General features: G+C 67.7%; 17 protein-coding genes. 5 read left to right on the forward strand and 12 right to left on the reverse strand.

The genetic code is table 11. The features are described 5' to 3' along the window. Positions 1-19: 19 nt before the first annotated feature. Entirely contained in the window at positions 20-499 is a 480-nt protein-coding gene (gene secB, locus METLW4_RS0116560; protein WP_018267353.1) for a protein-export chaperone SecB, read from the reverse strand. 111 nt (positions 500-610) lie between these two features. Then, a complete protein-coding gene (locus tag METLW4_RS0116565; RefSeq protein ID WP_018267354.1) occupies positions 611-1,078 on the reverse strand; it encodes an FxsA family protein in 468 nt (155 codons plus the stop codon). A gap of 108 nt (positions 1,079-1,186) precedes the next feature. Here METLW4_RS0116565 and METLW4_RS0116570 point away from each other — a divergent pair, with 108 nt between their 5' ends. Genes METLW4_RS0116570 through METLW4_RS0116580 form a run of 3 tightly spaced genes read left to right on the forward strand, consistent with a single transcriptional unit; the run spans position 1,187 to position 3,563 of the window. After that, complete coding sequence (locus METLW4_RS0116570; protein ID WP_018267355.1) at positions 1,187-1,882, forward strand: Tim44/TimA family putative adaptor protein; 696 nt, start codon at positions 1,187-1,189, stop codon at positions 1,880-1,882. A gap of 12 nt (positions 1,883-1,894) precedes the next feature. Then, the gene (mltA, locus tag METLW4_RS0116575) at positions 1,895-3,004 is read left to right on the forward strand and encodes a murein transglycosylase A (RefSeq protein WP_018267356.1); all 1,110 of its coding nucleotides are present in this window, start codon (positions 1,895-1,897) and stop codon (positions 3,002-3,004) included. Next, positions 2,997-3,563, forward strand: coding sequence for a Smr/MutS family protein (locus METLW4_RS0116580; protein ID WP_018267357.1), 567 nt, complete (start codon positions 2,997-2,999; stop codon positions 3,561-3,563). Before mltA ends, METLW4_RS0116580 begins: the two co-directional genes overlap by 8 nt. 149 nt (positions 3,564-3,712) lie before the next feature. On the opposite strand, the gene METLW4_RS0116585 is transcribed toward METLW4_RS0116580, so the two are convergent. Next, the gene (locus METLW4_RS0116585; protein ID WP_051079642.1) at positions 3,713-4,366 is read right to left on the reverse strand and encodes a DUF4384 domain-containing protein; all 654 of its coding nucleotides are present in this window, start codon (positions 4,364-4,366) and stop codon (positions 3,713-3,715) included. A 13-nt stretch (positions 4,367-4,379) separates the two neighbouring features. Then, entirely contained in the window at positions 4,380-6,032 is a 1,653-nt protein-coding gene (locus METLW4_RS0116590; protein WP_157235198.1) for a caspase family protein, read from the reverse strand. Between the two features lie 393 nt (positions 6,033-6,425). Between METLW4_RS0116590 and METLW4_RS0116600 the strand changes: the two genes are divergently transcribed. Further along, positions 6,426-8,057, forward strand: a complete 1,632-nt coding sequence (locus METLW4_RS0116600) for an FMN-binding glutamate synthase family protein (RefSeq protein ID WP_018267360.1) — start codon at positions 6,426-6,428, stop codon at positions 8,055-8,057. A 75-nt stretch (positions 8,058-8,132) separates the two neighbouring features. Beyond that, positions 8,133-9,596 (forward strand): methyltransferase domain-containing protein, encoded by a 1,464-nt coding sequence (locus METLW4_RS0116605; RefSeq protein ID WP_020493747.1) that lies wholly within the window; start codon positions 8,133-8,135, stop codon positions 9,594-9,596. Between the two features lie 14 nt (positions 9,597-9,610). On the opposite strand, the gene METLW4_RS26590 is transcribed toward METLW4_RS0116605, so the two are convergent. From METLW4_RS26590 to tssM, 8 genes are all read right to left on the reverse strand, one after another. Continuing rightward, positions 9,611-12,430 carry a caspase family protein gene (locus METLW4_RS26590; RefSeq protein ID WP_198290193.1) on the reverse strand — a complete coding sequence of 940 codons (2,820 nt, stop codon included), beginning with the start codon at positions 12,428-12,430 and terminating at the stop codon, positions 9,611-9,613. A gap of 139 nt (positions 12,431-12,569) precedes the next feature. Next, complete coding sequence (locus METLW4_RS0116615; protein WP_018267363.1) at positions 12,570-12,791, reverse strand: hypothetical protein; 222 nt, start codon at positions 12,789-12,791, stop codon at positions 12,570-12,572. Beyond that, complete coding sequence (locus METLW4_RS26595) at positions 12,791-14,257, reverse strand: hypothetical protein (RefSeq protein ID WP_018267364.1); 1,467 nt, start codon at positions 14,255-14,257, stop codon at positions 12,791-12,793. The genes METLW4_RS0116615 and METLW4_RS26595 overlap by 1 nt, the downstream gene beginning before the upstream one ends. A gap of 7 nt (positions 14,258-14,264) precedes the next feature. Further along, positions 14,265-16,091, reverse strand: a complete 1,827-nt coding sequence (locus METLW4_RS0116625; RefSeq protein ID WP_157235200.1) for a hypothetical protein — start codon at positions 16,089-16,091, stop codon at positions 14,265-14,267. 310 nt (positions 16,092-16,401) lie between these two features. Then, entirely contained in the window at positions 16,402-18,207 is a 1,806-nt protein-coding gene (locus METLW4_RS28340) for a serine/threonine-protein kinase (RefSeq protein ID WP_026191570.1), read from the reverse strand. A gap of 211 nt (positions 18,208-18,418) precedes the next feature. Beyond that, positions 18,419-19,219, reverse strand: a complete 801-nt coding sequence (locus METLW4_RS0116635) for a PP2C family protein-serine/threonine phosphatase (RefSeq protein ID WP_018267366.1) — start codon at positions 19,217-19,219, stop codon at positions 18,419-18,421. Further along, positions 19,216-19,902 carry a type VI secretion system-associated protein TagF gene (gene tagF / locus METLW4_RS0116640; protein ID WP_018267367.1) on the reverse strand — a complete coding sequence of 229 codons (687 nt, stop codon included), beginning with the start codon at positions 19,900-19,902 and terminating at the stop codon, positions 19,216-19,218. Before tagF ends, METLW4_RS0116635 begins: the two co-directional genes overlap by 4 nt. 10 nt (positions 19,903-19,912) lie before the next feature. Then, positions 19,913-23,461, reverse strand: coding sequence for a type VI secretion system membrane subunit TssM (tssM, locus tag METLW4_RS0116645; protein ID WP_018267368.1), 3,549 nt, complete (start codon positions 23,459-23,461; stop codon positions 19,913-19,915). Between the last annotated feature and the right edge of the window lies 1 nt (position 23,462).

A 23,462-nucleotide genomic window follows, 5' to 3' on the forward strand; every position in this document is an offset into this window, starting at 1 on the left:
AATGACGACCGGGGGTCGCTCAGTTCGCGTTGGCCGGAGCCTGCTGCGCCTGGGCCGCGCGCTGCTGATAGAGCGCGAAAAAGTCGATCGGATCGATATAGAGGGGCGGGAAGCCGCCATTGCGCGTGGCGTCGGCGACGACCTGGCGCAGGAAGGGGAACAGCAGCCGCGGGCATTCGATCATCACGATGGGATGAATCTGCTCGGCCGGAATGTTCAGCAGGCGGAACACGCCGCCGTAATCGACCTCGAGCTTGAACAGCACTTCTTCGCTCTCGGTGGCCGAGGCTTCCAACGTCACCGAGACCTCGAAATCCTCTTGCGAAATCTGGCGCGCGTTGACATTGACCTGAATGCCGATCTCCGGCGGATTCTGGCGTGGCTGCAGCGAACGCGGCGCATTGGGATTCTCGAAGGAGAGATCCTTCACATATTGCACGAGCACGTTGAGCGCCGGGGCGCCGGTCGGGCCGGAGCCGTTTCCATTCGTATCGGTCATCGTCGAACTCCCTGCCGATTTCGGCTCCCGACAGGCGCGACGGTATGGCGGCGCCTGTCACGGCGCCCGCCTAACACGTCCCCTTGCCTGCGACAACGGATTTGACGCCGATCAGACAACTTTGGCGGGAGGGGCGCGGCGCGCGCGCACGCGGCGCTTTGGGCCTTCATCGACAATGGCTTTCCACTCGCCGGGGGAAAGATCGATGGTCTGCGGACCCTGCCGCTCGGTCTTGCCGCGAATGCGATCGGCGACCTGCGCGCGGATCGACGGCGACTTCAGCGCCAGGCCGACGAGATCAGAGGCGAAGCCAGGCAGGATCAGCAGCAGCGAGCCGACCGCCTCGAGCCCGCCCTCGAGCAGAGCGACGCCGGATTTCAGCTCCTCGCGCGGCTGGCCGACGCGGCTGCGCAGATAGACGAACAGCCGCTTGACGTCGGCGAGGCCGAGCAGCGTTGTGCCGACGCCGAGCGCCACGGCCGCTATCACGCCGAGAAACTGCACGACGAGCACGAAGGCCAGGATCTCGACGAAGAGCCAGCCTGTCAGCACATAGGCGACGAGTTTCGACTTGTTCACCTCGGCGCGCCCTCCGTTCCCGCCATGAGAAACCCCGGCGAGGGGTTGATTCGTGACATCTGGGACGCGACATGATACCGGACAATCCCTGCGACTGGGAGACGCCCTTTGTCGGGATCCGATTTCGACCCCTCCATCTTGGTCTTCGCCGCGCTCGCGGCTTTCGTCGTTTGGAAATTGTGGTCCGTCCTCGGCGTGCGCGTCGATCGCGAAGGCCCGGCCTCCGATCGCGCCGGCCCCGCAAGGCGGATCGGCCCGGCTCCGGCCCCGCAAGCCTCGGCTTTCGCGCCGTCACCCGCCAATGGCGCGCTGGACGCCGACCGCTGGAAAGGCCTCGCCGAATCCGGCAGCAATGGCTGGCGCGGCCTGGACCAGATCGCCGCCTCCGATCGCGGCTTCTCCGGTCCCGCCTTCGTCGACGGCGCCAAGAAGGCCTATGAGATGATCGTCGAGGCTTTCGCGCGGGGCGACCGCGACACGCTGCGCAATCTCCTTTCGACCGAGGTGTTCGACAGCTTCTCTGGCGAGATCGCCGGGCGCGAGCAACGCGGCGAGACGGCCGAGGCGCATGTCGTCTCCATCGATTCCGCAACGGTCGAGGACGCCAAGGTCGAGCTGCGCAAGGCGCAGATCACCATTCGTTTCGTCGCCAAGCTCCAATCGGTCCGCCGCGACAGCGCCGGCGCCGCGATCGAGGGCGAGTCGGATCGGCCGCTCGAGATCGTTGACCTCTGGACTTTCGCGCGCGATGTCGCCTCGCGTGATCCGAATTGGAAGCTCGTGGCGACCGAAACGGTTCACTAGGCGGATTGCGAGGTGGCGTCCGTCGATCTCGATCCAGTCGGTTTCGATTCGATCGACGCCATTTTTCAGGACGATCTTCGCGAGACCTTTCGCGTCTTCCGCCGCTCGGCTGAAATCATCCTCTCCGCTGCGCAGCCGCTCCGCGCGGCTCTGCCGGCCGATGAAGCGCTGGCCCGCGTCTGCCGCCTCGCTGCGGGCATGGATGCGGCGACGCTCTCCCCCGACGCTGCGCTCGATTTTTTCGCCGCCAAATTCCGTCCTTTTCGACTGCGCGGGCCGGGATTCGTCACCGCTTATTACGAGCCGGTGATCGAGGCGCGCGAGGCTCCCGACGCGCAATTCCGCACGCCCGTCCCCGCCCGTCCGGCCGATCTCGTCACGCTTAACGAGACGCCCATTCGCGGCGAGGCGGGCGAGCCGCTCACCTCCGCCCGGCTGCGGGCCGATGGCGGCCTCGAGCCTTATCCCGATCGCCGCGCCTTGGAGGAAGGCCCGCCGGAGCTGCGGCCGCGGCCGATCGCCTATGTCCGGGATAGGGTCGAGCTGTTTCTCATTCAGGTGCAGGGCTCGGCGCGGCTGCGCTTTCCCGATGGGCGGGAATTGCCGCTCACCTATGATGGCCGCAATGGCCGTCCCTATACGTCGATCGGCCGCCTGCTCATCGAGCGCGGGCTCGTTCCGCAAAGCGAAATGTCGCTCGAGCGCTTGAAGACGGAAATCCGCGCCCTCGGCCAGGAAGACGGCGCGCCCGGCGCCCGGCTGATGCAGGAGAACCGCTCCTATGTCTTCTTCCGCGCCGATTCCTCGCCGGAGCGGCGCGACGGCCCCATAGGCGGCGAGGGCTGCGCGCTGACGCCGCTGCGCTCCATCGCTGTCGATCGCTCGCTGTGGAGCTATGGCCTGCCCTTTTTCATCAGCGCGACCGTGCCCTGGCGCAGCGCGGCGGCGGAGCCCTTCGCCCGGCTGATGATCGCGCAGGACACGGGCTCGGCGATTCTCGGACCCGCGCGCGCCGATCTCTTCTTCGGCGCCGGGGACGAAGCCGGGGCGCTCGCCGGGCTGGTGCGCCACAAGGCGGATTTCACCGTGCTGCTGCCGCGAGGAGCGGGCGGCGATGAGTGATCCGCCGCGCGAATCGCGTCGCTCGCGTTTTCTGTCCCGAGAAGAGATAGAGCTGTGGAACAAGGTGACGGCCGATGTGCGGCCGTCGCGCGGCCGTCGTCGCCGCCCGCAGGAGGAGCAGCCGGTCGAGGCCGGCGAGCCGAAGAAAGGAGCCGCTGCCGCGCCGCCGCCGACGCCTGCTCCGGCGGAGAAAAAGCCGCGGCCCCGCCCGGCCGCGCCGCCGGCAGAGATCGATCACCGCACGCGCACGAAATTGCGTCGCGGCCGGCTCGAGGTGGAGGCCAAGCTCGATCTCCACGGACTGCGCCAGGCCGAGGCGCAGACGGCGCTCTATGATTTTCTGCGCCGCGCCCAAGCGGCCGGCGCGCGCATGGCCATCGTGGTGACGGGCAAGGGGGTGCGCAGCGAGGAGGGCGGCGTGCTGCGCCGCCTCGTACCCCTATGGCTGAGCGCCCCGGCGATGCGCGATCTCGTTGTCGGCTTCGGCGAGGCGGCGCGCAATCACGGCGGCGAAGGCGCGCTCTATGTGCAGATCAGGCGCCCGCGCAGCGCCAAATAGCGAAAGTCTCGCGTCGGATGAAATATCGGCCCCTCGCCCTGAGAAGCCCGCGAAGCGGGCGTCTCGAAGGGCGGCCGCTGCGTGGCGCTGGATCGTCCTTCGAGGCTTTTTGTGTTCTGCAAAAAGCGCCTCGGGACGAGGGGGATTGTTCACTTGATTCCGTAGAATTTCGTCGCGAAGGACCATTTCGGCGCGCGGATCGGGCGCTCGCCTTCGGCAGGCAGTATCTGCAGCATCTGCGTCGAATCCTTCACGAAATCCGCGGCCTTGGCCTGGCCCGCGATGGCCGCCGGCACATCCGGCAGGTCGACGATCTGCAAGGGCGCGTCGCTCAATATGGCCACCACCATGCCGACGCCCGTCGGCGGCGAGGCGACGAAGCGATAGGCGGATTTGCCGCTGGCGTCCGGCAGCGTCATCGACTGGCCGGCCTTCAGAAAATTGGCCTTCTCATCGACGCCGGCGGGGTCCGCCAAAGTCACCATATTGGGGAAAATCTGCGCCAGCTTTCCCTGCGCGTCGACATCGACCAATATCACATAGCCGGGCTTTTCCGCCGTCACGCGAAAGCTCATCGGCGCGCCGAGCGCGAACTCCTCCTGCGGCAGCACCTCGATTCGCACGCCCGCGCCGGCGGCCTTGGCCGGCTCCTTGGGGATCGCCGGCGCTTGCGTCTGCGGCGACGGCGGGGCCTCCGCTGGCGGATCGTCGATGATGCGCACCGAGCGCGTCATATCCTGCGGCTCGGCGAGCGCGACGCTCGCGACGCAGCAGAGAAGCGAGAGACAAAGACGCCGCATCATTCTCTCCTCCTTTTCAACGCGCGGTGAAAATGCCGACTGTGCCGAGCTGCGCCTCGCTATTCGAAAATTGCGAGACGATATCGATGACCTTGGCCGGATTGCGCAGCCGATCGAGCTGCCGCAGCGCCTGCTCGAGCTGCGGCATGGGCCGCGTCGAGGCGATGGCGACGATCTGATCGGCGCCGAAGGGCTCGCCCGCGACGACGCTCAGCCGATAGTCGGAAGATTGCACGACGGGCGGGTCGGAGGCGAGCGGATAGAGCAATTGCAGCACGCCGTCGCCGGTGAGGTCGAACAGCAGCAGATTGCGGCCGGCGACTCCGCCTATGGTGATCTCGACGCGCTCGCCCTTGCGCCGCAGCCCCTCCGGCGCGACGCGCATCGGCAGCGGCCCTTTGCCGGCGACGAGCTTCAGCCAGCGCACGGTGGCGGCGCGATCGATCAGAACGTCGAGCTCATGCGCATCGACATTATGCGCCAGCACATCGCCGCCGGAGAGCGCGTCGCGGCTCGCCGCGTCCCAGAGGATATCGGCCGCCGCATCGGCGCCGACGAGCACGAAAGGCGCATGGGCGCCGGCGCCCGTTCCGCGCTCGGCGGCCGCGCCGCGCAGAGCGAGGCGGATCGGCTCCTTGGGCCGTGGCGGCAGAGCGGCGGGCTTTGCCGGCGGCAGGCTCTGGCCCGGCCCGATCGCCATGGATTTTGGCGTCAGCGGCGTGATCGTCAGCCCGCCGCCGCCGGAGGAAGCGGCGGCCTCTTCCTCTTCCGCCGACGATCCGCCCACGGCCTGCACGCCGACGCCGCGCCCGAGCTGAGCGATCACATCCCTCGAGGCGTCGAGCCCGCGCGGCTCGACGACGGCGACGCTCTGACGCTGATCGCTGAGCTGATAGGCGAGCCCTCTGACATAGGCGATGAGTTCCGCCGTCGTGACGGCGCCGTCGCCATCGGCGTCCGCCGCGCCCTCGAGCGCGCGCGCGACGGCGTAGCTCAGCGCGCCGCGCTGGCCGACGCCGGCGATCTCCAGCTCGGGCGCCTCGAATTGCGCATCCGCCGCCATCAGCACGACCGAGCGCGCGAAATCCCGTGGCGCGATCTTCGTCGCGGCGGAGGAAGCGCCTTCATTCAGCGAGCGATAGACGAGCTTCGCCGCGCGTGGATCGACCTCGCGCGCGAGGCTCTCTCCGAAAGAGGCGTCGGCGATGAGAAAGACGCGCGCGCCCTTTTTCTCGAAAGCGTCGATCATGGAATCGAGCTCGGCGCGCGCGATCTTCTCGCCATTGGCGCGCGCCTGTGTCGGATCGAATTTCGGCAGCAGCAGAACGGGCGCGTTCTTCTGCGCGCCATAGCCGGCGAAGGTCAGGAAGACGGCGTCGCCCTTTTGCGCGCGCGCCAGCATGGCGTCGAGCGCGCGCATCACCGCGGCGCGCTCCGCTCTGTCGATGAATGTCACAATGTCGCGCGCGCCGCGTCCGCGCAGGCTCGCCTCGAGATCGCGCGCATCGGCGACGGCGCCGCGCAAGGGCGGCGCATGTTCGTAATGATCGACGCCGATGAGAATGGCGCGCGTCTCGGCCGATGCGGCGTTCGCGAAAAGACCGAGCATAGCGCAAGCGATCGCGCCCACGCCGCGCCGCAGAGCAGACGATAGGGCTTTGCGCTGCATTCTCCCTCTCCCCGCCTGTAGGGAGAGGGCCGGGGTGAGTTGCTTGGGGCGTTGGCCAAAAACGCAAAGCGCCCCGAGCCCCTCATCCTCACCTTCTCCCCGTGAACGGGGAGAAGGAAGGCGGCGCGACGCGATCAGCTGCACAGCGCAGGAAAAATAAGGAAAAGCGATCATGCGCGCGAGGGATCTCGAATGACGCAAAAGGTCCGAACAAGCGAGGCGAGACTATCATTCGCGCCTCCGCGCCGGCAAGCGCGGGAAAAAGCTCGCGCGCGCGGTCGTCGCGCGAATGCAGCCGTCTCGTGAGAGGCTTCGGCGCTTCGCCACGGAAAAGCCGCCGATCCGCCCGCGCCCCGCGGCGGCCGCGTCGCATTTGGGAAGGAGATTTCGAACATGCTCCGCTTGCTCCTTCTCCCCCTCACGCCGCGCTTCGTCGCGCTCACGCTCAGCGTCGCGGGCTTTCTCCTCTGCGCCATAGCGACGGAGGGCGATCTGTCGAGCGCCTTCTTTCCGGCGGCGATCGCCTGCGCCGCGCTCTGCGCGCTCGGCGCGCATGATCTGCTGCAGCGCGAGCATGCGATTTTGCGCGCCTATCCTATTTCCGCGCATCTGCGCTTTTTGCTCGAGCATGTGCGGCCGGAGCTGCGGCAATATTTCTTCGAGGACAATAAGGACGGCCGTCCGTTCAGCCGCGACAAGCGCGCCATCGTCTATCAGCGCGCCAAGATGAACATCGACAAAAGGCCCTTCGGCACGGAAATCGACGTCTATGCGGAAGGCTTCGAATGGCTGCGCCATTCGATCGCGGCGCGGCCCGTTTCGCATGAGCATTTTCGCACGCGCGTCGGCGGCGATTGCGCGCAGCCTTACGACATCTCGCTCTTGAATATTTCCGCGATGAGCTTCGGCGCCTTGAGCCGCAACGCCATTCGCGCGCTCAATCTCGGCGCGCGCAAGGGCGAATTCGCGCAGGATACGGGCGAGGGCGGCTTCAGCCCCTATCATCAGGAGGCCGGCGGCGACGTCATTTGGCAGATCGCCTCCGGCTATTTCGGCTGCCGCACGCGCGAGGGCGCATTCGACGCGGAGAAATTCGCCGAGATCGCCACGCGCGATCAGATCAAGATGATCGAGGTGAAGCTGAGCCAAGGGGCGAAGCCCGGCCATGGCGGCGTGCTGCCGGCCGCCAAGGTGAGCGAGGAGATCGCGCGCATTCGCGGCGTGCCCATGGGCGAGGATTGCATTTCGCCGGCGGCGCATTCGGCCTTTTCGACGCCGATCGAATTACTGCAATTTCTGGCGCAGCTGCGCGCGCTCTCCGGCGGCAAGCCGGTCGGCTTCAAGCTCTGCCTCGGCCAGCCCTGGGAGTTCCTGGCCATTTGCAAGGCGATGCTGGAGACGGGCCTCCATCCCGATTTCATCGTCGTCGACGGCAAGGAAGGCGGGACCGGCTCAGCGCCGCTCGAATTCATGGATCACATCGGCATGCCGATGCGCGACGGACTCGCCTTCGCGCATCATGCGCTGATCGGCGTCGGCCTGCGCGATACAATTCGCATCGGCGCCGCCGGCAAGATCGCCACGGGCTTCGACATGGCGCGGGCGCTCGCGCTCGGCGCCGATTGGTGCAATAGCGGGCGCGGCTTCATGTTCGCGCTCGGCTGCATTCAATCTCTGTCCTGCCACACCGATCATTGCCCGACCGGCGTCGCCACGCAGGACGCCTCGCGCGGCCGCGCGCTCGTCGTCTCGGACAAGGCGGAGCGCGTGCGCAATTTTCATCATGCGACGCTCATGGCGCTCGCCGAGCTCGCCGCCGCCGCCGGGCTCGATCATCCGAGCGACTTCGCGCCGGAGCATTTTTGTCGCCGCATCTCTCCGCATGAGGCGGCGACTTTCGCCGAGCTCTATCCGGCGCCGGCGCCCGGCGCGTTTCTCCGTGGCGAGATGGATGCGCGCTTCGCCGCCGCTTGGCGCAGCGCGCGCGCGGATTCGTTTCGGCCGGCGTCGCTCGCTCTCGCTTGATCGTCGCGCCGCCGCGTCTTGCATGAGGCGGCGAATTCATCGAGGATCGCGCGTTCATATTGCGAGCCCATTCCCATGACGAATGTCTATGACGAGCAGGACTATCCTTACGCCGTCCGCCATTGGACGCATCCGACGCAGCTCGGCGCTCTTTCACAATTGATGGGACGGCCCGCAGCGCCCTTTCAGGACTGCCGCGTGCTGGAGATCGGCGCCGGCGATGGCATCAATCTCGCCAGCATGGCGATCGGCGCGCCGCGCGCGCAATTCATCGGCGTCGATCTCTCCGAGCGCGCCGTCGCCGCAGGACGCGAGCTGACGGCGGCGGCGGGCGTCGCCAATCTGCAGCTCGTTTGCGGCGATTTGCGCGATTTTGCCGCCGAGCCGCAATCCTTCGATTACATCATCGCGCATGGCGTCTACGCCTGGGCGCCGAAAATCGTTCAGGATGCGGTGATGGCGCTGTGCGGGCGGCTGCTGTCGCCGCGCGGCGTCGCCATGATCAGCTATAATGCGTTGCCGGGCTGCCGCTTGCGCCAGGGTCTGCGCGATATGCTGCTCAGCGCCGTCGCGGGAATTGCGGAGCCCGAACGCAAGATCGCCGCCGCGCGCGCGACGGCGAGCTTCTACGCCGAGCAATGGTCGGCGAGCGACAACGCCTTTCGCAAGGCGCTGGCGCTGGAGGCGCGTGATTTTCTCGGCCGGCCGGATGGGCTCATTTTTCATGACGAGCTCGGCGAGATTTACGATCCGCAGCTCTTCTCCACCGTCGTCGCCGCGGCGCGCGCGCATGGGCTCGATTATCTTTGCGACAATGATCCCTCGCTGGTGGGACATGCGCTATGGGAGAGCGAGCTGTGGAGCCAATCCTTGCCGCTCACCGGCGGCGATCAGATCGCCTATGAGCAGGCGCTCGATTTCGTCGAGACGCGGTTTTTTCGTCGCAGCCTGTTCTGCCGCGCCGGCGCGCCGCTGGAACGGCGCTTCGCGCCGGAGCGTCTTTCCGGCCTCTTTCTCGAGGCGCCGCTCGAGCCCTTCGTCGACGCCAGCGTCGCTGCGGGCGAATACGCTTTCAAGACGGCGGGCAAGGGCGAGGTCTCGACGCGGGACGAGGCTTTCGGCGCGGCCATGCGCCGGCTCGGCGCGGCCTATCCGCGCGCGCTCGCGATCGACGAGATCGCGCCCGAGCCCGCGGCGCGCTCGGCGCTGCTGCGGCTCTTCGCCGGCAATATGGCGCGCCTGGCGACAGAGCCTTTTCCTGTCGGGCGAAATCCGGGCGAAAAGCCATTCGCCAATCCGCTGGCGCGCGCGCAGGCGCGGCTCGGCCTCGGCTCGGTGACGAGCTATCGGCATTCGCAAGTCGCACTCGAGGGCGACGACACGCGGCGCTTTCTCGATCTTCTCGACGGAACGCGGACGGTCGACGATCTCGCCCGCGCAATGTCCGGCGCAGCGGAGGAGAGCCGCACGCGCGCGCAAGTGGAGGCGGCGCTCGCGACCTTCGCGATGTGGGGCCTGACGCGCGCCCCTGGCGCCTGAGCGACGACTAAAAATCAGAAGCCCGGATTATGCGACCATGAGAGCGGTTTCGGCGTCGCGGCGACGGGGGCGGCGACAACGGCCGGGGCCGCCGGACGCGCCGGGCGGGCGACAACCGGGCGCTCGACGGGCGCGCGCTCGCGCAGATGACGCGGGGCGACGACCGGCGCGGCGATTTGATTCCGCTTGCCGGCCCGCGCAGGACGCGTGGGCTCCTCGTCCTCTTCCTCATGGCGACGCGCATTGTGCTTGGCCGGCTTGGCGGCCGGAGCCGCTTCCTCGCGGGCGGCGTCCTTGACCGGCGCTTCCGCGGGCTTGGCGGCGACGGGCGCGGCCTGCTGCGGGCAGACGATCTCGGTCTGGCCCTGCAGCTGCGCCACCAGCTCGTCGGTGAGGCGGGTCGGCGCGGCCTCGCCCTTCTTGCTCGCATAGGCGGCGAGGGCGGATTTGGTCGCTTCGTCCAGCTTGCCATTGGCGGCGGCCGCATAGCAGCCGAGCGTCTTCAGCTGCGTCTGCGCGGCGCGCACGCGTGTCTCTATCGCGGCGACGGTCTTGTCGAGATCGCCGCGCGCATCGCCGCAGGAGAATTTGCGGCCGCGCAGCGCGCCAAATTTCTGCTGCGCGTCGAAGCTCGTCGCATCGACATCGGCGACGCTCTTGCGATCGGCGGCGCAGGCGCCTTCCAGCTCGGCGATCTTGCGGCGGGCCTCGGCGCGCGCCGTTTCGCAGCTCATGCCGTCCAGCGCGGCGCGCAGGCCGGAGAGATCGCCGGACTTGCCGTCCAGCGCCTTGCGATCGGCGTCGCAGCTCTCCTTGGCGAGGCGCTGCTTCTTCTCCAGCTCGGCCGCCAGCGCCTTGCCGTCCTTGCGCACATCCTCGCAAGTGGTCGCCAGCACGGCGGCGCGCAGAGCGATGAGGTCGTCCGCTTTGGATTGCAGCGTCTTGCGCTCGGCGTCGCAGGTCTGGCGCGCGAGAATCTCCTGCTCCTCGAGCTTGGCGAGGCGGCCTTTGGCGTCATCGCGCGCGGCGTCGCATTTCATGCCCAGCGCGGCGGCGCGCAGCCGCGCGAGGTCGCCGCCCATTCCGGCGACGGTCTTGCGCTCGGCGTCGCAGCTCTGCCCTTCGGTGCGGATCGCCTTGCTCTCCAGCTCGGCGACGAGAAGATTGGCGTCGTTGCGCACCGCCTCGCAGCGCATTTTGGCGGCGGCGGATTTCAGCGCGCCAATGTCGCTCACGCCGGCGGCGCCCAGCGCCTTGCGATCTGTATCGCAAATATCGCGCTCGCGGCGCTCCTTCTCCTCGAGGCGGGCGAGCACGAAGCGCGCGCCTTCCACCGCGGCGGCGCAAGTCATGCGGCCGACGGCGGCGCGCATGCCGGGAAGATCGCTCGGATCGACGGCGGCGAAAGCCTTGCGCTCGGCCTCGCAGGTCTCGCGCTCACGGCGCTCCTTCGCCTCCAGCGCCGCGACCAGCGGCTTGGCTTCCTCTATCGCCGCGCGGCAAGCGAGGCGGCCGGAAACGGCGCGCAGGCCGAAAAGATCGTCGCGCGGGACCGAATGCAGCGCCGCGAGATCGGCGTTGCAAATCTCGCGCTCGCGCTGCTCCTTCGCCTCGAGCCGGGCGATGAGATCGCCGGCGCGGCGGCGCGCGTCGGGGCAGGACATTTTCGCGGAGGCGGCGCGCAGGCCGGCGAGATTGTCCTCACCGAGGGCGCCGAGCGCTTTATTGTCGGCTTCGCAGCTCGCCAGCTCGCGACGCTCTTTCTCCTCCGCCTTGGCGACGAGCGCTTCGGCGCTCTTGCGCGCGGCGTCGCAGGAGAAGCGACCGGCGGCGGCGCGCAGGCGCGTAAGATCAGCGGGGGAGATCGCCTCCAGCTCCTTCTGCTCGGCGTTGCAGCGCTGCACGCTCTCGAAGAGATCGAGCCGCAGCTGCGCGTCGCGAGCGCGGGGCGAGGTCGGATAGAGCGTCAGCACGCTGCGGAAATCGGCCGGGTCCTGGGTCTTGGAGGCCTTCTGCCACGCGCGCTCGGCCATTTCGTCCGGGCTGAGGAAATAAAAGTCGCCATAGATGCGGCTGGAGATTTCCGGCGACTGCTTGCCCTTGGTCGTGCGCGCGACATCGTCGCTGACGAGGTTGAACAGCCGGCGAATCTCCACCTCCGGCGCTTTCAGATTCTTGAGCAGCGCCTCGGCGAAGGGGCTGTTGCGGCCGGCGCCGTCCAGCGCCACCTCATGCGGCGCGGCCGCATAGGCGACGAGAATGCCTTTGGCACCTTTGTTGACCGCGACGGCCATCCGCTCGAGGCCGCGCGGCAGCAAGCCGCCGTCGACCGAGCGCGAGGCGGTGACGAGGCTGTCGAAAGGATTGTTGCGGCAGGCGTCGAGGATGAGAATATTGACGCCGGCGGATTTGGAGAGCGCCAACCGCACGCGGTCCATGTCCAGCGCCTTGAACTCGACGTCGGCGACGTCCTTCACGGCGATGTCGGTCGGCAGCAGATAATTCTTGCCCTCGTTCTGCACGCCATGGCCGGCGTAATAGAACAGCGCCACATCGGCGCCGGCGGCCTTGCGGGAGAAGTCCGCGAGCGCGCCGTCGAGCTGATCCTTGCGGGCGTTGACGATGGCGATCACCTCGAAGCCCAGCTCCTTCTCGAGCGTCTCGGCGACGTCCTTGGCGTCATTGACCGGATTTTTCAGCCTGGCGATGTGGTCGTATTCGGCGTTGCCGAGCACGAGAGCGACTCGGCGCTCGGCGAAGGCGGGAGACGCGACGATGGCCGCGAGAGCGAAGCTCGCGAGGGCAAGGACGAAATTTTTCCAATGCTTCGTCATTTCGCCGATGGCCATTGTCTGATGAATAGACGCGATCCCAATGACTCGAGGCTATCATCGCCCTTGTCGTCGTCGCAACCGATATCAGAGGCGGGAAGCGCGGCGATGTGAGATGACGCACATTCCGGCCGCGCGCCGATCATTTTTTTCCGGCGTGATAGGCGGCGGCGTCGATCTCCTCGCCTTGGAGAATCGCCTCGGTGAGCAGCCTGTTGTCGTGCGGCACCGCCGCCTCATGGGCGGCGCCGTAGAATTTTTGGAAGAAGCTGCCGGTCTTGCTGTCGAAGCGGAACATCACATCCTCGAAAGGATAGTCGACATAGATGTCGCGGTCACGAAAATCGGCTTTCGATAGTCCCATCACTTTCCTCCCGCGCGCCGAATGGCGTCGTAATAGGCGCGGCTCTCGGCCTCGATCTCCGCGGCCCGCGGATCGCCGGCCGGAAGATCGCGATACGCCTCATAGAGCGCATGCCCGCGTCCGCCCTCGAGATTCGCGGCTTTGGCGATCTCCGCATATTTCTCCTCGCCCAAGATCAGCTTGGCGACCTCGGGCGTCTCCTTGGCGTAGATCATTTGCGGCGTGTTGACTTGAATTTCCGCCATGATCCCGGCTTCTGTCTTCAAGACCGTATTGGCGCCGCTATAACCCAGCGCGTCCGATCCCGCGGCGATGATTTTGCATTTGGCGCCTTTCTCCTTCAGCAGCGCGACGGCGGCGTCGAAATTCTCCTCTTCGACGACGATCGTGTTGCGGGCTATGTCGCGGATACGGGAGGCGTCGCCTTGATAATCTGCGATGATCTTCGCGCGCGCCCGGTCGATGTCCTTGAGCGGCGCCTTGGCCACCGCGCCGCCGGTCTTCTCGGCGATCTCCGCGGCGACGGCGTCTATCTCCTGCTTCGCCGCCGGGGCCTTCTCATAGATTTTCGCGAGCTGCTCCGTCAGTCCGGGCTGCAACAGCTTCTGCTCATTCGTCGGCCCGGCCGGCTTGCTCGGCTTGGGCTCGAACCTCTCCGTCTTCGGCGCTCTCTCCTGCGGCGTGTTGCGGAGGCTCGGCTTCTTCTCGGTCCAGCGCGCGGCTTTTTTCGCGGCGCCATGGGTCAGCGCGGCGATCAGAACGGCGACGCCGAGCTTCGTCACGCCTTCGGCGAAAATCGCCGCCGCCTCGTCGAGCTGCGCTTCGCTTTGCGCCATGCGGATCAGATCGAGCGCATGAAACAGCGCATGCAGCCCCTGCCAGACTTGCGCGCCGCCGAAATAGACGCCCGCGCCCAGCAGCACGGCGTCGATCGCCTCGCCCGCGCCGAAAGCATGGGAGATCGCCCATAGCGCCAGCACCTCGGCCGTGATCGCCAGCGCTTTGGGCTCGATGAGCTCGGCGAAAGCCTGCTTCGTCGTTCCGCTCAAATGGTTCGGAACGAGGCGGAGCGTCGCCGTCAGACGCTCCTGCAAATTCATTCCCGTGACATTCGCGCCCGTGACATTCGCGCCGCTCGGCGGCGCGGCGGCAGTGGAGACGCCGAGGCCCTTGGCGCGATCCTGAACGACGAAAGCCGCCAGCGCGCCATTGCGGCTCATGCGCGCGACGCGATCGATCAGCGCGCGATCGTCCGCCTCGCGAATGCGCGCGCCCTCCTCCCGCCAAAGCGCGAAGGCGCGGCGCAGCGCATCGGCGCCCTCGGGATCGGCGAGCGCGAGACGCAGCCGGCGGCGCACCTCATATTCGCTGACCAGCGCGCGGCGGTCGCGGCCGGCGAGGCCCGCGAAGGCGGCGCGCGGGCCGAGGATCAGCGTCTCCGAGCCGGTGCGCAGGCGCAGGATCATGCCGCTCTCACCGTATCCGCGTCTTGACTGCGCCCTTGGCGGGCTTCTCGGCGCCGTTCTGATCCAGCGCTTCCGGCCGGGCGTTTTCCGGCTTGGTCTTGCCCATGGGCGTCGCCGTGGCGACGGCGGCGACCGGCGTCGGCGCGCTCATGTCATTGGCGAGGCCGCGAAAGCGCACCGGGCGATAGCCGCGCGCCAGCAGCGAGGCGAGCGGATAGATGTTGCGGCACACTTTGCCATTGCAGCCGCCGGTCGAGGATTCGATCACCTCGGCGCGGCGATCCGGCGTGAAGCGCATGAACAGCATCACATGCGAGCCCGGCTTGTTGAGCGCGTCGCCGGGCAGCAGATCCCAAGGATTGCTCAATTCGCGCGAGATGGCCGGAATGGCCATAGTGGTGAAATGGGTGGAGAGGCCCCAGCAGGCGCTGACGAAGGCGGAGCAATCGACGCCGGCGACATCGGGCCGAGGATCGTTGCGCGTGCAGACATTGCCGGCGAGGCGCCCGGCGCCGATCTCCGCCGCAATCCGCGGCAGCGCGCCATGGCAGCCCCAGCAATAGGGAATGCCGACGACCTCCTGCCCCAGCTTGCCGTGCAGATAGCCCGGCCGGCGGATGCGCGCGAAGCCGCTGCAAGAGCGATCCGGGTCCGCCCCATAGGCGCCGGCGTTGACGCGCCAGCGCACATTGGCGAATTGCAGCGCGGTCTGCACGACCTGCGTGCGATCGAGCGGACGCGTCGCCGCCGTGGCTCCCTTGCGCTTGCCGAAATCCGTGAGCGCGTAAGAGGGAATCGCCGGCGCCGGCGGCGCGAGATCGATGGTCTGCCCATTCTTCATCGGGCGGAAGCCGACGCCGAGCAGATCGACCCCGCCCTTGCGCGTGCGCAGGAAATAGACGTCGCCCTCCGCCGAGACGGTGACGAAGCGGCGCGACAGCGCGACTTGCTTATCGAGCGGCAGCTCATAGACGCCCTCGAGCGCGCCATAGGAGGCGTAGCGGGCGACGAAGGTGGAGGGCTGGTCGGTGGCGTCGGTCGGGATATTCTCGCCCAGCACGAAAATGCGGCCGCGCTGATCGACATCCAGCAGCTCCACCGAGCCGATGCGGCTGCGCACCTGCATTTTGAGCTTGGCGAGCGCGGCTCCGTCCTTGATCTGCAAGGAGATGGAGACGCCTTTCTTGTCGAGGGCGTTCACATCGGCGACCACCTGCCCGCGTCCATGCGAGGCGATGGTCTGGCGCGAGCGCAAGGGCTTGCCGTCGCCGAGGCTGCGCGTCGCGGCGTCCTCGCCGATCTCCTGCGAGCCGGTCTGCGCAAAGGCGGAGAGCACCGCCTCGTCCGGCGCGGAGACGGAGCGCGTCACCGCGAGGCTGCGCGTCTGCGCATCCTGCGGCCCGGTCGCCTGCAAGGCGCGCGGGCCTTCGTCCCACACATAGATCGTGTCTCTGGCGACGACGATGTCGGTCGGCCGCAGATCGCTCGGCAATTCGAGCGAGCGCGTCGCCTCGGCGGGCTTGCGCGGATCGAAGCGCAGCACGCGGCCATTGACCTGATCGAGCAGATAGATCTCGCCGTCGGCGCCGGAATAGATCGCTTGCGGACCTTCGATCTCGGTGTCCGCGCCGGCCTCCACCACGCCGACCGAGGCGACGTCGCCGCCCTGGCGGAAGCTGCGGACGAGCGCATCGTCGGCGCGCGCGTTTCCCAGCGGCAGAGCGAGCGCCGCCAACGCCAGAAGGGGTGCGATCACCCTCCCCTTGCCGGCTATCGGATTCACCCATCGCAAAATGCCGCCGCCGTCATGGCCGGGCTTGTCCCGGCAATCCACGCCAGGTAGCCGAGAAATCGCAGGAAAGCGCCCGCTATCGACGGATTCGTCCCATGACGGACTCCCCATCGGAGCCTCCGCGTCACGCCGAGCTTTCGAGAGGTCTCGGCGTCCTGGCGTGGATGGCCGGGACAAGCCCGGCCATGACGGCGTGGGGAAACGGAAGGCGGCCAGCGCCGCGCGATCGATCGCAAATCCTGTCACTGATCGCGCCATGAGCAACCTCCGCCCGGCGCAGCGCCGGAAAATGCGAGCTTCAAAGTCCGAGGTCGAAAAATCTCGGGGCTATTTTCGCCGGCCCCGGCGGCGCTCAGCGTCCCGAGACCAGCGACACATATTTCAGCGCCACCGCCGGCGGCGGCGACGCATTGGCGAGCTCCTCGGCGAGCTTGGCGAACACTTCTTTGGCGGTCGCCGCGCGGGCGGCGCCGGCCGGGGAGATGGGCGTGGCGCCGGCGATCGCCACCAGCAGCACCGGGCCGGGCCGAGTGGCGCGCAGCTCCATCGCGAAGTCGCGCCGTCCGGGCTCCTGTCCGAGCCGAGCGCTGAGATCATTCACCAGTCCGTCGTCGTCGACTATGAGAAAACGCACATGTTCGGCGCGCGTCTCGATCGCGCCCTCGAGCTTGTCGCCGCTGCGCTGCAATTGCGTGCGCGCGACGTCGAAGCGCAAAGGCTCGCGGACGGCGAGAAACTTCTTGGCGAAGGCGAGCGCCGGGCATTGCGGCGCCGTCACCTTGCGGACGCCGATCGCGGCGGGAACGCCCGTCGCATCCCTGAACGATTTGTCGAGCGCGTCGAAGGGCTCGCGGCCGCGGCCATAGCCGTCGATCTGCGCTTCGCCGGCGGAAATCTCGCCGACGACCGCGAGGAAGCAATCGCCGCCGTCGAAATCCCGCGCATATTCGCGCAGCCGCACGAAAGGATCGGGCCGCGTCTCGGCGGGCTTTTGCGGCTCGACGACGGGCGGCGGCGGCTCGGCGGCGACGTCGGTCGTCGGCGACGTCTCGGCCTGCGTGGTCGCGGCCGGCTCCTCGCGATGAAGATAACGCCAGCCGCCGAAGCCTGCGGCGGCGAGCGCGATGACCGCGGCGAGAGAGCCGATAAGGAGGCCGGCGCGCCGCGGCGTCTTCTCCTCGGCGGGTCTCGCCGGCGGCGGAAGGGGCGCGGCGCCGAGCGGAACCGGAATCGGCGGCGGCTCCGGCGCTCGGGTCGGGACGGGCGCTCTCACCCCACGCGGGGCGAAGACGGTGGAGCCGCGCTCGTCGGCGTCGGGCGTCCAGGCGGCGAGCTCGGCCATGCTGCGCGGCCGCGCCTCGGGGTCCGGCTGCAGCATTGCGGCGATGATCGGCCGCATCATCGGATCGACGGCGGAGATATCGGGAAGGACGCGGCGGCGCTCGATCACCTCCACTTGCGTGCCGTCCATCGGCAGCGGCTTGCCGATGAGGCAGGCCGCCAGCACCAGGCCGAGACTGTAGATATCGGAGGCCGCGCGCACATCGCCGCCGAAGAGGCCGAGCTGTTCCGGCGAGACATATTTGTATTTGCCGGCGAATCCCGAGCCGATCACCGTGCTGTCGCCGACCCGCAGCGAGCGGGCGATGCCGAAATCGATGATGCGCGAGCGAGCGATGCCGGTCTCCGGCACGATGATATTGTCCGGCGAGACGTCGCGATGGACGAGATTCTGCTCATGCGCCGCTTGCAGGCCGGCGGCGATGCGGCGCATCAGCGCGAGAACCTGCGGCGCCGGCAAAGGGCCGCGGTCCAGAATATCGGAGAGCGGCTGGCCCTCGACGAACTCCATGGCGAGATAATGCCGGCGCAGCTGCGGCTCCAGCGTGAAGCCGAAATAGCGCACGATGGCTTCGTGATGGATGCGGCGCAGCGCCAGCGCCTCATTGCGGAACATGGCCAGCACGGCCTCGTCGCCGGCGAGCTGATCGCGGATGAGCTTTATGGCGACCGTGTCGCCCGTCTCTATCTCATGGCCGCGATAGACATCGCCCATGCCGCCCGCCTTCAGAAAGGCGTCGATCTCGTAATTGGCGTTGAGCCGCGTGCCGGGCGGCAGGGCGCCATGGATCGATTGGACATCCGGCGAGTAAGACATTTGATCGCTCTATAAATCGTTTGGCGCGGCCTTCGCCGCCTTCCTTCTCCCCGCGCGCGGGGAGAAGGTGAGGATGAGGGGCTCGGGCTTTTTCCGTTTCTGGCCAGCGCCCCGAGCCCCTCACCCCAGCCCTCTCCCGCCCGCGGGGAGAGGGAGAAGGCGGCGAACCGTACGCATGAGCATGAATGATAGATGGTCCGCGTGAATTTCTTCAACGCGGCCTCGTGGTTTCTCTGGACTCCTCCCGTCCCGGGCGCAAGCGGGTCGGCTCCTCCTCCTGCTGCCGATAGGCGGCGACGAGGACTGTGACATTGTCGGTTCCGCCGCGCGCCAGCGCCAGATCGATCAGCGCGCGGCAGGCCTCCTCCGGCGCGCGGCCGCTGGCGAGGCCGGCGATCTCCGCCGCCGTCACATGGCCGGTGAGCCCGTCCGAGCAGAGCACGAGCATGTCGCCCTCGAACAGCTCGCCATTGACGAAATCGAGCGCCAGCGTCTCGCCGGCGCCGACCGCGCGGGTGATGACATTGCGGCGCGGCCAGTTGCGCGCCTCCTCCGGCGTGAGCACGCCATCGGCGAGCAGCTGCTCGGCCTCTGTGTGGTCGATGGTGATCTGCACGATATCGCCGCCGCGCAGCAGATAGGCGCGGCTGTCGCCGGCCCACAGGCAAGCGTAATAGCGGTCGAAGGTCAGCAGCATGACGACGGTGGAGCCCATCGTGCCGACGCCGCGCAGCGCCGCCTGCCGCTGAATATCGCGATGCGCGCCTTGCAAGGCGGCCTCGCATTGGCGGCGCAGCTCCGCCGCCGCGCTCTGCGGCGCGACGCGGCTGAGACTGTCGACGACCACCGCGCTGGCGGTCGCGCCAGCGGCGTGGCCGCCCATGCCGTCCGCCACGGCGAAAAGGCCCATATGCGGCTTGGACAGGAAATTATCCTCATTCTCCGCACGCACGCGGCCCTTGTCGGAGAGCGCGAAGGCGCGCATCGGGCGAAGATCGGCCATGCCGCTCATGGCTCGCTCGCCGCGGGCGTGAAGCGGCCGGAGATCATGGCCGAAAAGATCGCCGGATCGGGCATGCCGGTCGAAGCCAACGCGTGAGGCGCGAAACCCTCGCCGCCTTGCGTCCACCAGAAGCTCTGATCGGCGACGGCCTTGGCGCGGGCGAGCGCCTCGCGGGCGGAACGGCAGGCTTCGGCAAAGCCCGCCTCGCCGACGCGCGCCGCGGCCGCGCTCGCCGTCAGGAGACGCGCCTGCGGCTGCTCCAGCGCCGGCGCGGGCAGAACCTCCAGCGCTTCCAGCGCCGATTCGAAAGCGACGCCCTGCTCCAATGTCGAGAGCAGGAAATCCTCGAGCGTCGCGAACCAGAGGTCCTGCGGATCGGCCTCCGGCGGCGACAGCGTCTCGCCCGCCTCGGCGAAAAACGCGACGCTGAGCGGAAAATAGCGGCCGACGCCATCCATCGACGGCATGAAGGCGCCGAGCGTCGTCACGCCGGCGCAGAGCTGCGGGCCGAGCCAGAAGCGCCAGATGGGCGCGGTGAGATAGGCGGCCTGCCAAGCGTCGCCGAGCTGCGCGCGGCTGGAGGCGACGCCGCCTTGAATCCAGGGCTCGAAGGCGGCGAGAAAGCCGCGCGGCGCGCCCTGGGAGACGAAATCGCGCTTCGCCTGCAGCTTGCCGAATAGTCCGCGCCGCATTCCGCGTCCCTCACAATTGCGTCGGACAATGGAATTCGGTGAGCGCCGGCAGAGTGAGCGGCTTCAATGTGGAGCCCGCCTGAAAGCCGAAGATCAGCGTCTGCTTGCCGAGCGAGAAGGTCGCGTTCAGCCGCTCGCCGGCATAGGAGCGCCCGGCGGCATCCAGCAGTCGGAACAAAGCCCAGCCGCCGAAGCGCTCGAGCACTATGGGCGCCGCCGCCGGCGCCGAGCCGTCCGCCGCGGCGGTCTGGCTCGGCGCGAGATCGGTCGCGAGGCTCACGGCCGCGCGGCCGCCGCCGGCGCCGGGCCATTGGATCGCGCGCGGCGTCACCGAGGTTCCGGCGACGGAGGTCGCCTCCTGGCCGTTGACCTCGAATTTCGCCGTGCGGCCCGCGCCGCTCAGCGGCGGCGGAAAGACGGTGAGCGCGAGATTGGGCATGTTGCCGCCCGACGGGAAGAAGGCGTCGCGAATCTGCGCGGCGCGCTGGAACTCGCGCAGGCTGGCCGCGGAGAGCCGCGCGGTCAGCGGATATTCCGGCCGGAAGGCCCAGGGGGTCTTGGCCGTGTCGACATATTTGGCGAGCGACTGCTTGAAGAAGGAATCGAGTATGCCGTTCGGCCCGAACAGCCGGCCGAATTCGGCGAGGCCGATCTCGCTCGCCGCGCCTTTGACGAAAGGATAGCGGCCGGGCGTCAATTGCTGGCAGGAGGTCGCGACCTGCTCGCGAAAGGCGCCGGTCAGCCGGATCAATTCCGAGTCGAGCACGGCGCGATCGAAATCGGAGGCCGCGCCGGTGAGCATGGGGCGGAAGGGCTCCGGCAGGCGATCCGCCGTGCCGCGGAATTTCTTCAGCTGCATGGCGAGCGCCGCATTCGCCTGCGGCGAATTCTCCGGCAGAGTGGCGCCGACGACGAGATTGTCCTTTATGTCGTTCAGCTCGGCGAGCAATTCGTCGATCGGCTTGCGCGGACCCGAGCCATCGAGCCAGATTTGGAAGGGGACGAAGCGCTTTTCGATCTCCTCGCCCGGCGGCCGGTCGCCACGGCCGGGGAAGAGATCGCTCGCGGCGATCTGCGGCGCGGCGGCGCCTTCCTTGGCCGGCGCCTCCTTGCGCAGCTTGCGCTCCTTGGTGAGAGACGTCTCCTCCACCACGGATTCGAACAGCGCCTTCAACGGCGAGTTGGAGGCGGTGGCGGCGCCGAGCGCGCGATATTGCGGCTTGTCGGCGTTGAGGCGCTTCATCTTCAGCCGCGCGAGCGCGCCGCGCCAGGCGGCGTCGAAATCGCGGCCATAGAGCGCGAGAAGATCATTGCCGAGCGAACGATATTCGTCGCCGAGCGTCTCCTCGTCGCCCGGGCGCCCGAGCACCCAGCGCTCCTTGCGCACGCGGTCCGATATGCCGGGAAGGCCGCGCAGAAAGGCGCGCTTGAAGCCTTCGTAAGTGTAGAAGCCCGGCACGCGGATCGAGTCGAGATCCTTGCCGCTCGCCTCCTCGAACAATTGATCGAAGAGCAGACCGCCGGCGCCCGGCGCCGTCCAATCGGCGACGTCGAGCGTGCGCGCTTCAGACTTCAGCAGCTCATAGGCGCGCTCGGAGAGCTTCAAGCGCGCGAGAGTCTTCTGGCTCTCGTCGATGAGCGTCTGATTGGGATGAACGAGCAGCTCGCCAGTGTCGAGCTCGAGCATGGCGTCGAGATGCTGCTCCAGCGCCTTGGCGTTGTCGGCGAGCGGACCGCGGAAGAGATTGTCGCGCCAATCGCGCCGCTCCCAAGCGAGAATCACCTCGCGATCTATGGGCGTGCGCGCATGGCCGAGCATCAGATAGACCTTCAGCGCCTCATAGATGAAGCCCGGATCGTCGCGATGTTCCTCGAGCAATTCCTCGAGGCGGAACAAAAGCCGCGGCCGCAGCAGACGCTCGAGCGCGAGACGATAGGAGGCGACGGAAGCCTCGACGAGACGCGGGCGCTGGCCGAAGCCCAATCCTTCGAAGAAGGATTCGGGACCGCCCCGATGCGCATAGCCCGTCGGCGCGTCGCGCAGCTTCTGCAGCAGGCCGAGAATCTTGCCGTAGTCGCGATCCTCGACGACCATTTGCCGCGTCAGCGGATAGGCGGCGTCGGCGGCGTACTCGCGCGCCAGCGTCTGCGCGTTCGCAGTCAATTCGGCATTGGCGGAATAGCTCTTCCACATCGCGAAGCTCGCGCCCGCGCTGATGAGCGCGATGAGCGCGAAGGCCGCGGTCTTCAGGAAGAAGCCGCGCCGCACCGCGCGCGGATCGGTCGACACCCAGGCGGCTTCGCCGATGATGACCTTCTCCACGAGATCATAGAGAAAGAAGCTCTTGCCATAGCCGCGGAAGCCGATGCCGCCGACATCATGCGCGCCGAAATTCTTGACCAGCGCATTGATGAGCTGATCGATCGGCGCGCCCTCCTGCGTGCCGGAGGTGAAATAGAAGCCGCGCAGATTGGCGTTGGAGTGATAGCGCGTCGGCTCGAAGATCGCGTTGAGGAAGTCGTGCACCGGACGCTTGAGCGCCGCCATTTGCGCGGGGAAGCCGTAGAGCGCCACGCGATTGGCGGGATTGGGCTCCTCCTGCAAACGGTCGAGCATGGTCTGGTTCAAGCGCTCGATCAGCGCGTCGAGCTCGCGCGGAATTTCGGCGACGAGATTGAGCTTCTTGTCGGCGGTCTGGAAGGTCGCGCCGAAGACGCACTGCAATTTGTCATTGTCGAGATCGGCGAAGAATTCGTTGAAGCCGGCGACGAGATCGGCCTTGGTGAAGACGGCGTAGACGGGGAAATCCACCTTCAATCGCTCGTGCAGCTCCAGCAAGCGCGCACGAATGGCGCGCGCATGGGCGGCGCGCTCCTCGCGCGAGCACAGCAGCAGATCTTGCACGCTGATCGCCACCAGCACGCCATTGATGGGCTGGCGCGGGCGATGCTTTTTCAAGAGATCGAGAAAGGAGAACCAGCTGCGCTTGTCGAGCGCGGCGTCGGAATCCTGCGTCGTGTAGCGGCCGGCGGTGTCGATGAAGACGGCGTCCTCGGCGAACCACCAATCGCAATAGCGCGTGCCGCCGGCGCCGGCGATCGCCTCCGGCGTCGCGCCGGCGGCGAGCGGAAAGCGCAGGCCCGAATTGACCAGCGCCGTCGTCTTGCCGGCGCCGGGCGGACCGATGATGACATACCAGGGCAGGTCGTAGAGATAGGTGGAGCCGCCCTTGGCGGATTTCCGCAAAGTGGCGAGCGCGTCCTTCATGCGCTCGCCGAGCACGACGGAATCGTCTTCGGCGTCCGCACCGGCGACGCCATCGGCCAGCGATGCGGCGTTCTTGCGCCGGCGCCAGAAGGAGAAGCCCGCGACCGAGGCAGCAATGGCGACGATCAGCACGATGACGATGTCGCGCACGATCTCATTCTCGAGCGGCTGCCAGCTCCCGAAGGCGATGAAAGGCCCGGCGAGATAGATGATGCTCGAGATCGACGCGAGGCCGAGACCGAGCAGAATGATGCGGACGATGTCGCCCTTGACGCCGGGCTTCTCGGACATT

The organism is Methylosinus sp. LW4, from assembly GCF_000379125.1.
GTDB lineage: Bacteria > Pseudomonadota > Alphaproteobacteria > Rhizobiales > Beijerinckiaceae > Methylosinus.